The sequence below is a fragment of the Streptomyces sp. NPDC001093 genome (genome assembly GCF_040298985.1).
GTDB lineage: Bacteria > Actinomycetota > Actinomycetes > Streptomycetales > Streptomycetaceae > Streptomyces.
On record NZ_JBEPBF010000071.1, the window covers coordinates 36,129 to 51,538 of the forward strand.

At 70.0% G+C, this 15,410-nt stretch carries 14 protein-coding genes; 10 read left to right on the forward strand and 4 right to left on the reverse strand.

Annotation, left to right across the window (positions count from 1 at the left end; all coding sequences use genetic code 11):
• The first annotated feature begins 11 nt into the window (after positions 1-11).
• The gene (gene eccD / locus ABT288_RS29505; protein ID WP_351613969.1) at positions 12-1,517 is read left to right on the forward strand and encodes a type VII secretion integral membrane protein EccD; all 1,506 of its coding nucleotides are present in this window, start codon (positions 12-14) and stop codon (positions 1,515-1,517) included.
• Between the two features lie 197 nt (positions 1,518-1,714).
• Positions 1,715-3,208, forward strand: coding sequence for an outer membrane protein assembly factor BamB family protein (locus ABT288_RS29510; RefSeq protein WP_351613930.1), 1,494 nt, complete (start codon positions 1,715-1,717; stop codon positions 3,206-3,208).
• A 49-nt stretch (positions 3,209-3,257) separates the two neighbouring features.
• Here the strand turns inward: ABT288_RS29510 and ABT288_RS29515 are convergent, their stop codons facing one another.
• Positions 3,258-3,587: a DUF397 domain-containing protein gene (locus tag ABT288_RS29515; protein WP_351613932.1), complete on the reverse strand. Its 330-nt coding sequence runs from the start codon at positions 3,585-3,587 to the stop codon at positions 3,258-3,260.
• 370 nt (positions 3,588-3,957) lie between these two features.
• On the opposite strand from ABT288_RS29515, the gene rpsO reads away from it, so the two are divergent.
• From rpsO to ABT288_RS29540, 5 genes are all read left to right on the forward strand, one after another.
• A complete protein-coding gene (gene rpsO / locus ABT288_RS29520; RefSeq protein ID WP_030619140.1) occupies positions 3,958-4,245 on the forward strand; it encodes a 30S ribosomal protein S15 in 288 nt (95 codons plus the stop codon).
• 344 nt (positions 4,246-4,589) lie between these two features.
• A complete protein-coding gene (locus ABT288_RS29525; RefSeq protein WP_351613933.1) occupies positions 4,590-6,809 on the forward strand; it encodes a polyribonucleotide nucleotidyltransferase in 2,220 nt (739 codons plus the stop codon).
• Positions 6,806-8,185 (forward strand): M16 family metallopeptidase, encoded by a 1,380-nt coding sequence (locus ABT288_RS29530; protein WP_351613935.1) that lies wholly within the window; start codon positions 6,806-6,808, stop codon positions 8,183-8,185. The genes ABT288_RS29525 and ABT288_RS29530 overlap by 4 nt, the downstream gene beginning before the upstream one ends.
• A gap of 32 nt (positions 8,186-8,217) precedes the next feature.
• Entirely contained in the window at positions 8,218-8,970 is a 753-nt protein-coding gene (gene dapB, locus ABT288_RS29535; protein ID WP_351613938.1) for a 4-hydroxy-tetrahydrodipicolinate reductase, read from the forward strand.
• 14 nt (positions 8,971-8,984) lie between these two features.
• On the forward strand, positions 8,985-9,437 hold the full coding sequence (locus tag ABT288_RS29540) for a tetratricopeptide repeat protein (protein WP_351613941.1): 453 nt from the start codon (positions 8,985-8,987) through the stop codon (positions 9,435-9,437).
• Between the two features lie 10 nt (positions 9,438-9,447).
• Here ABT288_RS29540 and ABT288_RS29545 read toward each other — a convergent pair whose 3' ends face one another.
• The 3 genes from ABT288_RS29545 to ABT288_RS29555 all read right to left on the reverse strand — a co-directional run bounded on the left by ABT288_RS29545 (position 9,448) and on the right by ABT288_RS29555 (position 11,182).
• A complete protein-coding gene (locus ABT288_RS29545) occupies positions 9,448-10,164 on the reverse strand; it encodes an SDR family oxidoreductase (protein ID WP_351613944.1) in 717 nt (238 codons plus the stop codon).
• Positions 10,165-10,300: 136 nt separating this feature from the next.
• Positions 10,301-10,855 (reverse strand): SCO5741 family PH domain-containing membrane protein, encoded by a 555-nt coding sequence (locus tag ABT288_RS29550; RefSeq protein ID WP_351613947.1) that lies wholly within the window; start codon positions 10,853-10,855, stop codon positions 10,301-10,303.
• A gap of 90 nt (positions 10,856-10,945) precedes the next feature.
• Positions 10,946-11,182, reverse strand: coding sequence for a hypothetical protein (locus tag ABT288_RS29555; RefSeq protein ID WP_351613949.1), 237 nt, complete (start codon positions 11,180-11,182; stop codon positions 10,946-10,948).
• 187 nt (positions 11,183-11,369) lie between these two features.
• On the opposite strand from ABT288_RS29555, the gene thyX reads away from it, so the two are divergent.
• The 3 genes from thyX to ABT288_RS29570 all read left to right on the forward strand — a co-directional run bounded on the left by thyX (position 11,370) and on the right by ABT288_RS29570 (position 15,114).
• A complete protein-coding gene (gene thyX, locus ABT288_RS29560; RefSeq protein WP_351613951.1) occupies positions 11,370-12,119 on the forward strand; it encodes an FAD-dependent thymidylate synthase in 750 nt (249 codons plus the stop codon).
• A 243-nt stretch (positions 12,120-12,362) separates the two neighbouring features.
• The gene (gene dapA, locus ABT288_RS29565) at positions 12,363-13,262 is read left to right on the forward strand and encodes a 4-hydroxy-tetrahydrodipicolinate synthase (RefSeq protein ID WP_351613954.1); all 900 of its coding nucleotides are present in this window, start codon (positions 12,363-12,365) and stop codon (positions 13,260-13,262) included.
• A 166-nt stretch (positions 13,263-13,428) separates the two neighbouring features.
• Entirely contained in the window at positions 13,429-15,114 is a 1,686-nt protein-coding gene (locus ABT288_RS29570; RefSeq protein ID WP_351613957.1) for a ribonuclease J, read from the forward strand.
• Positions 15,115-15,410: the final 296 nt, after the last annotated feature.

Genomic DNA, 15,410 nt, shown 5'->3' on the forward strand with positions numbered 1-15,410 from the left:
AGCAGGTGAGCATGACGGCCGCCGCCACCGGCGGACCCGGGACGGGAGCCCCCGCCGGGTCCGGCACCGGACTCGGCTTCTGCCGGGTCACCATCGTCGCGCCCGACAGCCGTATCGACGTCGCGCTGCCCGACGACGTCCCGGTCGCGGACCTCTGTCCGGAGATCCTCCGGCTGTCCCAGCAGAGCCCCGAGGCGGGCGCCCCGGTCGGCTACCACCTCGTCCGCACCGACGGCACCGTGCTGGACAGCGCCCGCTCCTTCGCCGCCCAGCGCATTCTCGACGGCGAACTTCTCACCCTCCGCCCGTTCGCGGAGTCCCTGCCGCCGGCCGTCTTCGACGACGTCGCCGAGGCCGTCGCCTCCGCCGTCACCAAGCAGCACAAGCTGTGGAGCGGTGACCTCACCCGGGCCGCGGGTCTCGTCGGTGGCGGAGTGCTGCCGGCGCTGCTCGCGTTCGTCGCCTGGACCGCCGACCCGCGCCACGACATGCACGGCCTGGCCGGCATCCTCGCGGCCGTCGCCGGTGTCCTCCTGGTCGTGCTCGCCGCGATCCGCGCCCGCGTCTACGACGACCGCGGCTCGGCCGTTGCCCTCGGCCTCGGCGCCTTGCCCAACATCGGGGTCGCCGGCAGCGGACTGCTGCCGCTCACCCACGGCGAGGGCATCGGCAGACTGCAGTTCCTGCTGGCCTGCGCCGCTGTCCTCGTCGCGGCGCTGATCCTCGCCCTGTGCTCCCCGCAGGGCGACGGCCCGTTCGTCGCCTTCGTGTTCGCCTCGGGGATCGCGCTGGTCGTCGTCTTCGTCGCGACGCTCACCCACTGGTCCGCGACCGAGATGGCCGCCCTGACCGCGCCCGTCGCCGTGGGCGCGCTCGCGTTCCTGCCCGGCATGTCCATGCGCTTCGCCCGGCTGCCCATCGGCTTCGAGAACCCGAGCAGCGCGGGCCCCGCCCGGTCCGCCTACGGCACCGAGTCCACCGCGCCGGAGCCGGTGGACACCGAGCGCGTGAAGGCCCAGGCCCGGCGCGGCCACGAACTCCTCGTCGGCCTCGTCGGCGGCTGCGCCGTGCTCGCCGTCGGCGCCTCGGCGGTGCTGGGCTTCTCCGACGACGTCTGGGCCCAGGTGCTCGCGCTGGCGACCGGAGTGGCGATGCTGATGCGCGCCGGGCTCTTCCGCTACACCGCCCAGGTCGCCCCCGTCCTCGCCGCGGGCCTCGCCTCCGTGGTCCTGCTCGGTCTCGGCCTCGCCCTCGACCCGCCGCGCCATGTGGTGCTCGAGGCGCTGACCGGCGACCGTACCGACCTGGACATCCGCACCATCTGGCTGATCGCGGCCATCGCCGCGGCCACCGCGGTGGTGACCGCGGTGGGCCTGATCCTGCCGCGCGGCGGCCTGACCCCGTTCTGGGGCCGCTTCCTGGAGATCTGCGAGGGCTTCGTCCTGCTGACGCTGATCCCGCTGACCCTGGCCGTCTTCAACGTGTACGCGACCGCGCGGGCCATGACCAGCAAATGATCCGCTCGGGGCCGCCGGGGAGACTCGGCGCCGGCGGCCCTCCGAAGCGGGCCCGCTCATGCCGCCGCGAGGCCCTCGGACCCGAGACCCCACAAGAACGCGATCATCGTCGCGCCGGTCACGTGCGGCGCAACCGCGGTCACCCGCGTAGTCACCCGCGACGATCTGCGCGGCCGTTACCGAAAGGACCTTTCAGCGTGAGCTTCGGCCCGCCTCCGTCGATGCACCCCCAGTCCGCGCCGGCGGCGGACCGGCCGCGGGCCGGTCGGCGCGGGCGCGTCCTCGGCACGGTCGCCGCGGTGGTGGCGGCGATCCTGTGCATCGGCGCCGGCCTGCTCTGGTACCACTCGGGCAGCCGCACGAAGGGGACCGACACCACGGGGGTCGAGCAGGCCCCGGACGCGATACGGGAGACCGTGGAGAAGGCCCCCGTCTCACCGGAGGGCCAGGTCGTCGTCCAGCACAACGAAGGCGGCCTCACCGGCAACCAGCAGCGGTTCGCGCCCGCCACCTGGGCCACGGACAAGATCGTCGCGCGGGCTCTCGCCGACCGCATCGAGGGCTACAGGATCGAGCCCGACCCCGACGGGACCGCGAAGGCGTGGACCCTCCAACTCGGCGGCCACGTCTGCGCCGTCAGCCGCGACGTCACCGCCGACGGCCGGACCGCCGTGGCCGTGGAACCCGGGCACACCGACACCCCCCAGAGCGGTGCCTGTGACGAGGTGCTCATGGTCGACCTCGGCACCGGCAAGAAGCTCTGGCAGGAGAAGGTGCCGGCGGCCGACGCCGCCTCCATCACCAGCACCGACATCTCCCTGGCGCGGGGCGTCGTGGCCATCGCCTGGGGCGAGGGGTCGGTGGCGTACGACATGGACAGCGGCAAGCGGCTGTGGAACACGCTCGGCACGTCCCAGTGCCACGACTCGGCCTACGCCGGCGGCGCGGCCCTGCTGGCCCTCGTCAAGTGCGGCGACTCCAGCGCCCCCACCTACCGGGTGGAGAAGCTCGAGCCGCGCACCGGCAAGGTTCTGTGGCGGTACTCGGTCAGCAACGGTCTACGGAGCATCTACCTGCCGTCGGCCGACCCGCCCGTGATCGCCGTCGAGGCGGGGGACTACCGGGTCACGGACCTGATCACTCTGGATCCGAAGAACGGCGCGCGGCTGGCCACCATCTCGATGAACGGCTACGACCCCAAGTGCGGCGGCAACGTCGAGGGCTACTTCGACGCCGTCGACAAGTGCTACGCCATGGTGGTCGGCCGCGACCGGGTCTTCGTCATGAGCAAGGACACCGCGGACGTCGTCAGGAAGCCCGAGAACCAGATCACCGCCTTCGACCTCAAGAAGGGCACCGCCGTCGCCAAGTTCGAGGGCCGGCCCTTCCAGCGGGTCGTTCCCGTCCGCATGAACGGCGACGACCTGATCATTTTTCGTACCACCGAGGACGACGTCCAGCCGGCCGCCGTGGTGGACTGGAACCTCCGGACCGACAAGGAGACCCCGTACCTCCTGTTCCACCTCCCGGCGGACGACCAGGGTGAACTCAGTGACCCGGAGCAGTCGGACATCCTGTACGAACAGGGACACGCCTTCTTCGCCCGCCGCATGCTGACACGCGACGTCGTCCATCCGAAGAACCCGGTGCTGTCGGTGATCGGAGTCGGCAGTGCGGGGCTGAAGCACTGACGTGCGAAGGGGGCGGCACGCACGCGTGCCGCCCCCTTCGCGATGTCGCTCACTGCCCCGCAAGCCCCCCGTTCCGCTCCGACGGCTCCAGATCGAACTCCCCGTCCCGCGCCCCCAGTACGAACGCCCGCCACTCCGCCTCGGTGTAACGCAGCACGGTGGCGTGGTCGAGGGAGGAGCGCATCGCCACCGCCCCGCCGGGCAGGTAGGCGATCTCGACCCGCTCCTCGTGCTCCTCCGTGCCCGGCGCGCAGTGCCACTCCACGCCGGAGATGTCGAGCGCGTACAGCTCGTCCCGTTCCCGCTCCTTGCGCGCCTTGACGTCTTCCTGCGATTCCGGCGCCGGTGCCCCGGCGCTCGTGCCCTGTGTCTCGGCCATGGTGAAGCGGCCCCCTTCGGCTCACGGACAGCGTTGCGCTGTCACCCTACTGGGACGGCACGCGCGCGTACGGTGAAACAGCCTGGTCAACGCCCGGAGGAGTGTGGACAACGGTCGTCGTCCTGGTCGTCGTGATCGCGGCCCTCCTGGTCTGGAACGCCCGACGCGACCGGCGACCGCGACCGGTGACACGGACGGCCGAACCGTGCTGGTACCCTGAGTGACGGCCGTTTGTGTACGCACCCCCGGAGCCCTTCGAAAAGGTTCTGGAGGCCGCGCCCAGCGGATCCCGCCTCCCGAGTAACGGAAGCTCCCCCGAGACGTAGACCGGGGGCACTCGGTGGCACTCAACAGACTATGAGGAGTACGCGTGTCGCTCGACGCCGCTACGAAGAAGCAGATCATCGCCGAGTTCGGTACCAAGGAGGGTGACACCGGCTCCCCCGAGGTCCAGGTCGCTCTGCTCTCCCGTCGGATCTCCGACCTGACGGAGCACCTCAAGACCCACAAGCACGACCACCACTCCCGTCGTGGCCTGCTGATCCTGGTCGGTCAGCGCCGTCGCCTGCTGCAGTACCTGGCGAAGAAGGACATCCAGCGCTTCCGTACGCTGGTCGACCGCCTCGGCATCCGCCGTGGTGCGGCTGGCGCCAAGTAAGACGCCGTGAAGGGAGCGGTTCCCGGCAGGACCCCGGGACCGCTCCCTTCGTCGTACGTGCGAGGTCTTCCTCGCGCATGCGGAAACGTGCGGAGTGTCACTCACGCTTTGTAGTGTGGTAGCACAACGCAATACGCACGACACAGCACGACAACGCACGACAACGAACGACGAGAAGCGCACCTCGCCGCCGCCGGTCCTCGGTAGTGGCCCCCGGGGGAAGCGAGCCCCGGGTGCTTCGATCGAAGACCGGCCCGCACCAGACGGCGCGCTTCTCCACCACCGTCCCCCTGCCACACGGGCAGCCAAGGGACGAAAGACGATATGTAACGGAGAAAACGCTAGTGGAGAACGAGACCCACTACGCCGAGGCCGTCATCGACAACGGCGCCTTCGGCACCCGCACGATCCGCTTCGAGACGGGCCGTCTGGCCAAGCAGGCCGCCGGTTCCGCCGTGGCGTACCTGGACGACGACACCATGGTGCTGTCGGCCACCACCGCCTCCAAGAACCCCAAGGACCAGCTCGACTTCTTCCCGCTCACGGTAGACGTCGAGGAGCGGATGTACGCGGCCGGGAAGATCCCCGGCAGCTTCTTCCGCCGTGAGGGCCGGCCGTCCGAGGACGCCATCCTCACCTGCCGCCTGATCGACCGCCCGCTGCGCCCGTCCTTCAAGAAGGGCCTGCGCAACGAGATCCAGGTCGTCTGCACGGTCATGGCGCTCAACCCCGACCACCTGTACGACGTCGTCGCGATCAACGCCGCGTCCGCGTCCACGCAGCTGGCCGGTCTGCCCTTCTCCGGCCCGATCGGCGGCGTCCGCGTCGCGCTGATCCGCGGCCAGTGGGTCGCGTTCCCCACGCACACCGAGCTCGAGGACGCCGTCTTCGACATGGTGGTCGCGGGCCGCGTCCTGGAGGACGGCGACGTCGCGATCATGATGGTGGAGGCCGAGGCCACCGACAACACCATCAAGCTGGTCGAGGGCGGCACCGAGGCGCCGACCGAGGAGGTCGTCGCCGCCGGTCTGGAGGCTGCCAAGCCCTTCATCAAGGTCCTGTGCCGCGCCCAGTCCGACCTCGCCGCCAAGGCCGCCAAGCCGACCGGCGAGTTCCCGATCTTCCTGGACTACCAGGACGACGTCCTGGAGGCCCTGACCGCCGCGGTCAAGCCCGAGCTCGCCCAGGCGCTCACCATCGCCGGCAAGCAGGAGCGCGAGGCCGAGCTGGACCGCGTCAAGGGGCTCGCCGCCGAGAAGCTCCTGCCGGAGTTCGAGGGCCGCGAGAAGGAGATCTCCGCCGCGTACCGCTCGCTGACCAAGACCCTGGTCCGTGAGCGCGTCATCAAGGAGAAGAAGCGCATCGACGGCCGCGGTGTAACCGACATCCGCACGCTGGCCGCCGAGGTCGAGGCCATTCCGCGGGTGCACGGCTCCGCGCTGTTCGAGCGTGGCGAGACCCAGATCCTGGGCGTCACCACCCTCAACATGCTCCGCATGGAGCAGCAGCTGGACACCCTCTCCCCGGTGACCCGCAAGCGCTACATGCACAACTACAACTTCCCGCCGTACTCCACCGGTGAGACCGGCCGCGTCGGCTCCCCGAAGCGCCGCGAGATCGGCCACGGCGCCCTCGCCGAGCGCGCGCTCGTGCCGGTGCTGCCCACGCGCGAGGAGTTCCCCTACGCGATCCGCCAGGTGTCCGAGGCCCTCGGCTCCAACGGCTCGACGTCCATGGGCTCCGTCTGCGCCTCCACCATGTCGCTGCTGAACGCCGGTGTGCCGCTGAAGGCCCCCGTCGCCGGTATCGCCATGGGTCTGATCTCCCAGGAGATCGACGGCGAGACGCACTACGTCACCCTCACCGACATCCTCGGTGCGGAGGACGCCTTCGGCGACATGGACTTCAAGGTCGCCGGCACCAAGGAGTTCGTGACCGCCCTCCAGCTCGACACCAAGCTGGACGGCATCCCGGCCTCCGTCCTGGCCGCGGCCCTCAAGCAGGCCCGCGACGCCCGCCTCCACATCCTCGACGTGATGATGGAGGCCATCGACCGGCCCGACGAGATGAGCCCGCACGCCCCGCGGATCATCACCGTCAAGATCCCGGTCGACAAGATCGGTGAGGTCATCGGCCCCAAGGGCAAGATGATCAACCAGATCCAGGAGGACACCGGCGCCGAGATCACCATCGAGGACGACGGCACGATCTACATCGGTGCCGCCGACGGCCCCTCCGCCGAGGCCGCCCGCGCCACGATCAACGGCATCGCCAACCCGACGATGCCCGAGGTCGGCGAGCGCTACCTCGGTACGGTCGTCAAGACGACCACCTTCGGTGCGTTCGTCTCCCTGCTGCCCGGCAAGGACGGTCTGCTGCACATCTCGCAGATCCGCAAGCTGGCCGGCGGCAAGCGCGTGGAGAACGTCGAGGACGTCCTCGGCGTGGGCCAGAAGGTCCAGGTCGAGATCGCCGAGATCGACTCCCGCGGCAAGCTCTCCCTCGTTCCCGTGATCGAGGGCGAGGAAGGCTCCGACGAGAACAAGGACGACGCCGAGCAGTGACGTCCCGTAGCTCCAAGGTGACGGCCCGCCCCTCTTCGGAGGCGCGGGCCGTCGCCCGTACCCAAACCCTCATCAAGGGCCAGAACGGCATCGGCACGGTCCGCAAGACCACCCTCCCGGGCGGCCTGCGCATCGTCACCGAGACCCTGCCCTCGGTCCGCTCCGCCACCTTCGGCATCTGGGCGCACGTCGGCTCCCGCGACGAGACGGCGGCCCTGAACGGCGCCACGCACTACCTGGAGCACCTGCTCTTCAAGGGCACGCAGAAGCGCAGCGCGCTGGACATCTCCTCCGCCATCGACGCCGTCGGCGGCGAGATGAACGCGTTCACGGCCAAGGAGTACACGTGCTACTACGCGCGCGTGCTCGACACCGACCTGCCGCTCGCCATCGACGTGGTCTGCGACATGCTGACCGGCTCGCTCATCGTCGAGGAGGACGTCGACGTCGAGCGCGGCGCGATCCTCGAAGAGATCGCCATGACCGAGGACGACCCGGGCGACTGTGTGCACGACCTGTTCGCGCACACCATGTTCGGCGACAACGCCCTCGGCCGCCCGGTCCTCGGCACGGTCGACACGGTCAACGCCCTCACCGCCGACCGCATCCGCCGCTTCTACAGGAAGCACTACGACCCCACCCACCTGGTGGTCGCCTGCGCCGGCAACATCGACCACAACAAGGTCGTACGGCAGGTCCGCGCGGCCTTCGAGAAGGCCGGTGCCTTCAAGAACCTGGACGCACGGCCCGTCGGCCCGCGCGACGGCAGCCGTACGATCCGCACCTCCGGCAAGGTCGAGCTGCTCGGCCGGAAGACCGAGCAGGCGCACGTCGTCCTCGGCATGCCGGGCCTCGCCCGCACCGACGACCGCCGCTGGGCCATGGGCGTGCTCAACACCGCCCTCGGCGGCGGCATGTCCTCCCGCCTCTTCCAGGAGGTCCGGGAGAAGCGCGGCCTGGCCTACAGCGTGTACTCGTACACCTCCGGCTTCGCCGACTGCGGCCTGTTCGGCGTGTACGCCGGCTGCCGGCCGAGCCAGGTGCACGACGTGCTGAAGATCTGCCGCGACGAACTCGACCACGTCGCCGTCAACGGCCTCACCGACGACGAGATCGCCCGCGCCATCGGCCAGCTCCAGGGCTCCACCGTCCTCGGCCTGGAGGACACCGGCGCGCTGATGAACCGCATCGGCAAGAGCGAGCTGTGCTGGGGCGAGCAGATGTCCGTCGACGACATGCTGGACCGCATAGCGGCGGTCACCCCGGACGAGGTCCGCTCGGTCGCCCGCGACATCCTGGGACAGCGCCCGTCGCTGTCGGTCATCGGCCCGCTCAAGGACAAGCAGGCCGCGCGGCTGCACGACGCCGTCGCCTAACCACCTCCCCGTCGCCCCTAAGGAAGCAAGAGATGAGCAAGCTGCGCGTGGCGGTCCTCGGTGCCAGGGGCCGGATCGGCTCCGAGGCGGTCAAGGCGGTCGAGGCCGCCGAGGACATGGAGCTGGTCGCCGCCCTCGGCCGGGGCGACAAGCTCCAGACCCTGGCGGAGACCGGCGCCCAGGTCGCCGTGGAGCTGACCACCCCCGACTCCGTCATGGACAACCTCGACTTCTGCGTGCACCATGGCATCCACGCGGTCGTGGGCACGACCGGCTGGACCGAGGAGCGCCTCGCGCAGCTGACGGGCTGGCTCGCGGAGTCCCCGGAGACCGGTGTGCTCATCGCGCCGAACTTCTCCATCGGCGCGGTCCTGACGATGAAGTTCGCGCAGATCGCCGCGCCGTACTTCGAGTCGGTCGAGGTCGTCGAGCTGCACCACCCCAAGAAGGTGGACGCGCCGAGCGGTACGGCCACGCGCACGGCCCAGCTCATCGCCGAGGCCCGCCGGGCCGCCGGTACGGCCCCGGCGCCGGACGCCACGGTGACCGCCCTGGACGGCGCGCGGGGCGCCAGCGTCGACGGGATCCCGGTCCACGCCGTACGCCTGCGCGGCCTCCTGGCCCACCAGGAGGTGCTGCTCGGCGGCGAGGGCGAGACCCTCACCATCCGCCACGACTCCCTGCACCACAGCAGCTTCATGCCGGGCATCCTGCTCGGCGCCCGCCGCGTCGTGACCACTCCGGGCCTGACCTTCGGCCTGGAGCACTTCCTGGACCTGAGCTGAGTACAGAGTCTCCGATGCGCGCGAAGATCACCTACCTCGTCACGGCCGCCGTCCTGGTCTTCTACTTCGTCCTGGTCGGCAGCCGCGGCGTGATGCTCATCCAGTCCGGCACGGTCCTCACCGTCACCTTCGGGGTCGCGGTGCTGATCCTGCCGGTCATCGGCCTGTGGTTCCTGTGGAAGAACACCCAGTTCGTCCGCAGGGCCAACGCCCTGGCCGCCGAACTCGACGCCCAGGGCGGCCTGCCGGTCGACGAGCTGAAACGCCTGCCCAGCGGCCGGATCGACCGCGACTCGGCCGACGAGGTCTTCGCCCGTCGCAAGGCCGAGACCGAGGCGTCCCCCGACGACTGGCGCTGCTGGTTCCGGCTCGCCGTCGCCTACCACGACGCCCGCGACACCCCGCGCGCCCGCAAGGCGATGCAGAGGGCCATCGCCCTGCACGACGGCAGGCCGGCCGAGGCCTAGGCACCGGTTCTCACCGCCCGGGAATGCTGCCCCCGCCGTCCACGCCGAGCTGCTGCCCGGTGATGAACCCGGCGTCCTCGCTCAGCAGGAAGGCGATCGCCGCGGCCACCTCCTCCGGGCGGCCGAAGCGGCCCGCGGGCACCGAGCGCAGCACCCTGGCCTCTTCCGCGCCGCCCACGGGGTGCGAGGCGCGGAAGAGGGCGGTCTCCACCGGACCGGGAGCCACCGCGTTGACCGTCACCCCGTCCGCCGCCAGCTCCAGCGCCCAGGTCCGGGTCAGGCCCACGAGCGCGCTCTTGGCCGCCGCGTAACTGCTGCGCCGGCGCGCGCCGTGCACGGAGCGGCTGGTCACATTGACGATCCGGCCCCAGCCGCGCTCGCGCATCCCGCCGACGCAGGCCTGGGTGACCTGAACGGCGGTGCGCACATTCAGGTCGTACACGGCCCGCAGGGTGTCGAACGTGATCTCGCCCAGCGGTTCCGGCACGGCGATGCCGACGTTGTTGACGACCGCGTCCACGCGCTCCGCCCGTGTCACGGTCTCCAGCAACGCGCGGGTGGCTTCCGCATCGGCGAGGTCGCAGGCGTGCAGCACGCCCGGGAAATCACCGTCCGGGGCGCTGCGGGCGACTCCCAGCACCCGGTGTCCCCGGGCGGCGAGGCGGTGTGCGGTGGCCAGGCCGATCCCCTTCGACGCTCCGGTGATCAGCACGGTACGTCCGGACAACAGCGGTCTCCCTTCCCTGCGCGTGAACACCTCACGGCCGATGCCTCCACCGGCCCTGCGTGCCGTGCCCCCGGCCCGGGACGCCGAAGGAAGCCGCCCCGCAGCATCCGGACCGCCCCTCCGGGATGGTCCGGGGTCAGTGGGGGCGGTTCTCCGCGGCCCACGCCTCCACGGTGTCCGCGGCACGGTCGAAGGCGACCGGGCGGCCCAGGAAGTCCAGGGTGTGCGTGGTGATCAGTGGCTCGGTGTCCTCGGCCGGCCGGTCCTTGCGTACCAGCGCCAGCGCCTGCCCCTGCACCGTCCGCGGCAGCCCCAGCCAGCGCACCGGCTGCTGCACCGTCCGCACCGAGACCACCCGCGCCCACGGCACCGTACGCGTCACCAGGAAGCCGACGTGGCGCAGCCCGCGCCCGCTCACCCACACGCCCATGCGCAGCAGCCGCAGTGCGCCGGCGATCACCACGAGCCCCGCGACGAGGATCGCGCCGGCGGAGGACACCGAGCCGGTCAGGGCGATGACCACCGCCGCGAACAGCACGAAGGAGGCGAGCAGCAGCACCAGCGCCGCCACAGCCACACGCCAGGGACCGGGCCGGTAGGGGCGCCGCCAGCGCTCCCGGTCGTCGTACGGCAGCGCACTCTCGGAAGCGGCCTCGAACGTGCGGTCGGCCGTCAGGAAGGACAGGGGCACGGCTGGTCCTCATTCGCATGCGTGCGTGGGCTGTGCCCGGTGAGGTTATCCGCCGCTGTTCCCGCCCACCACCCTGGGCAGCCGGAAGAGTCAGTGCCCCTGCGAGGCCTGGGACTGCTGCGTCGGCGTACTGGACGGCGTGGACATCGCCGGCATACCGAGGATCAGGGCCCCCACCAGCCCGGCGACGAGGGTGAGCCCCAGCAGCGAGCGCCCGGCTATCTCCCCGAAGGACGCCCGCGGACGGGGCGGGGGAGTGACATTGCTGCGGAACCTGTCCGTCTGGGCCAGGAAGGCGAAGGGTACGGGCTCGCGCCGACGGAACATCGCGGTACGTCTCCTTTCGGGGTCGAACGACTGGGTGTCACCGGTACAGACGCTCGAGTGACACAAAAGGTGCCCATGTCGGAAAAAATCCGTGGTGGGATTTTTGAGGTCCGGTACCGCCGTGGGTGGCCGGGTACTGCGTGGCCCGGGCGGGCGCCCCGTAAGGTGGGCGCGAACCACAGCTGTGATGGGAAGGACCCCAACCCCCGTGACCACCCCCGAGTCGCTCACGTTCCGCAGTGACGTCACCGTCGACCTGGTGAAGTCCAGTGCTTCGGACGCCGACGTCCTCTTCGCCGCGCGCGTCTCCACCGCCGGCGAGCAGTCCCTGGACGAGCTGAAGAAGGACCCCGAGCGCTCCAAGGGGCTGATCAACTACCTGATGCGCGACCGGCACGGCAGCCCGTTCGAGCACAACTCGATGACGTTCTTCATCAGTGCCCCGATCTTCGTCTTCCGCGAGTTCATGCGGCACCGCGTCGGCTGGTCCTACAACGAGGAGTCCGGCCGCTACCGCGAGCTCCAGCCGGTCTTCTACGTCCCCGGCACCGACCGCAAGCTGGTCCAGGAGGGCCGCCCCGGCAAGTACGTCTTCGTCGAGGGCACCCCGGCCCAGCACGACGCGGTCACCAGCACCCTGCGGGAGTCGTACGAGCAGGCGTACACGGCCTACCAGAAGATGCTCGCCGAGGGCGTCGCCCGTGAGGTCGCCCGCGCGGCCCTCCCCGTCGGCCTCTACTCCTCGATGTACGCCACCTGCAACGCCCGCTCCCTGATGCACTTCCTCGGCCTGCGCACCCAGCACGAGCTGGCCAAGGTGCCGTCCTTCCCGCAGCGGGAGATCGAGATGGTCGGCGAGAAGATGGAGGCGGAGTGGGCGAAGCTCATGCCGCTGACGTACGCCGCCTTCAACGCGAACGGGCGCGTGGCTCCGTAAGCACGGGTGCGTGACCCCGTAAGAAAGGCCTACGAAGCCCTGTTCCCCCATCAGGAACGGATGTACGGATCAGCCGCGCGAAGTGTCCGTATTGCGGCATTTGGAGAAGTTCATCTAGCCTGATCAAACGGACCCGGCACTGCTTGAACCCCCGAGCAGGCAGTGCCGGGCTCCGCATTTGTCCTGACTTTCCCGACCCCCCGAGGGCAGACCGCACAGGGAGCACCGAGTAGCGTGTTACCCATGGCTCCGACCTCGACTCCGCAGACCCCCTTCGGGCGGGTCCTCACCGCCATGGTCACGCCCTTCACGGCGGACGGCGCACTCGACCTCGACGGCGCGCAGCGGCTCGCCACGCACCTGGTGGACGCAGGCAACGACGGCCTGATCATCAACGGCACCACCGGCGAGTCCCCCACCACCAGTGACGCGGAGAAATCGGACCTCGTACGGGCCGTCCTGGAGGCCGTCGGCGACCGTGCCCACGTCGTCGCCGGCGTCGGCACCAACGACACCCACCACAGCATCGAGCTGGCCCGCCAGGCCGAGCACGTCGGCGCCCACGGCCTGCTGGTCGTCACGCCGTACTACAACAAGCCCCCGCAGGAGGGCCTGTACCGGCACTTCACGGCCGTCGCCGACGCCACCGGGCTGCCGGTCATGCTCTACGACATCCCCGGCCGCAGCGGCGTCCCGATCAACACCGAGACCCTCGTCCGGCTCGCCGAGCACCCCCGGATCGTCGCCAACAAGGACGCCAAGGGGGACCTCGGCCGCGCCAGCTGGGCCATCGCCCAGTCCGGCCTCGCCTGGTACTCCGGCGACGACATGCTGAACCTCCCGCTGCTCTCCGTGGGCGCGGTCGGCTTCGTCTCGGTCGTCGGCCACCTGGTCACGCCGGACCTCCGCGCCCTCGTCGAGGCGTACGCGTCCGGTGACGTCGTCAAGGCCACCGAGATCCACCAGAAGCTGCTCCCGGTCTACACCGGCATGTTCCGCACCCAGGGCGTCATGACCACCAAGGCCGCGCTCGCCCTCCAGGGACTGCCCGCGGGCCCGCTGCGCTCGCCCATGGTCGAGTGCTCGCCCGAGGAGATCGCCCAGCTCAAGATCGATCTTGCCGCCGGCGGGGTACAGCTCTGACAACGGACTTGGCACCACACGGGCTTCACAACTGAAGAGCAACTGAAGAACAACAGAAGAAGCGGGCCACCGGTGCCCGCACCCCACAACGACAACTGCTTCTGCACGAACGTCTCACGCGCCACGTGCCCGACCGGTACGTGGCGCGTGTGGTGAGGAGAGTCTTTTGAGTCATCCGCATCCCGAACTCGGCCCGCCTCCGCCACTCCCGGAGGGCGGCCTGCGCGTCACCCCGCTCGGCGGTCTCGGTGAGATCGGCCGAAACATGACGGTCTTCGAGTACGGCGGCCGCCTGCTGATCGTCGACTGCGGAGTGCTCTTCCCCGAGGAGGAGCAGCCCGGAATCGACCTGATCCTGCCGGACTTCTCGTCCGTCCGGGACCGTCTCGACGACATCGAGGGCATCGTCCTCACGCACGGCCACGAGGACCACATCGGCGGTGTCCCGTTCCTGCTCCGCGAGAAGCCGGACATCCCGCTGATCGGCTCCAAGCTGACCCTCGCCCTGATCGAGGCCAAGCTCCAGGAACACCGGATCCGCCCGTACACCCTCGAGGTGGCCGAGGGCCGGCGTGAGCGCGTCGGCCCCTTCGACTGCGAGTTCATCGCCGTCAACCACTCCATCCCGGACGCGCTGGCCGTCGCCATCCGCACCCCCGCCGGCATGGTGGTGCACACCGGCGACTTCAAGATGGACCAGCTACCGCTGGACAACCGCCTCACCGACCTGCACGCCTTCGCCCGGCTGAGCGAGGAGGGCATCGACCTCCTGCTCACCGACTCCACGAACGCCGAGGTCCCGGGCTTCACTCCGCACGAGCGCGACATCTCCAACGTGCTGCGGCAGGTCTTCGCCGGCGCCCGCAAGCGGATCATCGTGGCGAGCTTCGCCAGCCACGTCCACCGCATCCAGCAGATCCTGGACGCGGCCCACGAATACGGCCGCCGGGTCGCCTTCGTCGGCCGCTCCATGGTCCGCAACATGGGCATCGCGAGGGACCTGGGGTACCTGAAGGTGCCCCCGGGACTGGTCGTGGACGTGAAGACGCTGGACGACCTCCCCGACCACGAGGTGGTCCTGGTCTGCACGGGCTCCCAGGGCGAACCGATGGCGGCGCTGTCGAGGATGGCGAACAGGGATCACCAGATCCGGATCGTCGACGGCGACACGGTCATCCTGGCGTCCTCACTCATCCCCGGAAACGAGAACGCCGTCTACCGGGTCATCAACGGTCTGACCCGCTGGGGCGCCAATGTCGTGCACAAGGGCAACGCCAAGGTGCATGTTTCCGGCCACGCGTCCGCGGGCGAGCTGCTGTACTTCTACAACATCTGCCGCCCGAAGAACCTCATGCCCGTCCACGGCGAATGGCGCCACCTGCGCGCCAACGCCGAGCTGGGCGCGCTGACGGGCGTCCCGCACGACCGGATCGTCATCGCCGAGGACGGCGTTGCTGTCGACCTGGTCGAGGGCAAGGCCAAGATCTCCGGCAAGGTCCAGGCGGGTTACGTCTACGTCGACGGCCTCTCCGTCGGCGACGTCGGCGAGCCGGCCCTCAAGGACCGCAAGATCCTCGGCGACGAGGGCATCATCTCGGTCTTCGTCGTCGTGGACTCGTCCACCGGCAAGATCACCGGTGGCCCGCACGTCCAGGCGCGCGGCTCCGGCATCGAGGACTCGGCCTTCGCCGACGTCATCCCGAAGATCACGGAAGTGCTGGAGCGGTCCGCCCAGGACGGCGTCGTGGAGCCGCACCAGCTCCAGCAACTCATCCGGCGCACCCTCGGCAAGTGGGTCTCGGACACCTATCGCCGCAGGCCGATGATCCTCCCTGTGGTCGTGGAGGTCTGACGGTCCGTCGGAGCATCACCCGAGCGGGGCGCCTCGATTTGCATCGAGGCGCCCCGCTCCAGTACGTTTACGGCTCCGCCCAACCGGGAACCCCAGCACTTCACGCGCTGGACACGGGGCCCGGAGCGGGTGGGAAAACCGACTCAGAACTTCTGATAAAGTCGGAACCGCCGGAAAGGAAACCGCGAGAAAACGCGCGGGACCTGGAAAGCACCGAGGAAATCGGATCGAGAAAAGATCTGATAGAGTCGGAAACACCGAAGGGAAGCGCCCGGAGGAAAGCCCGAGAGGGTGAG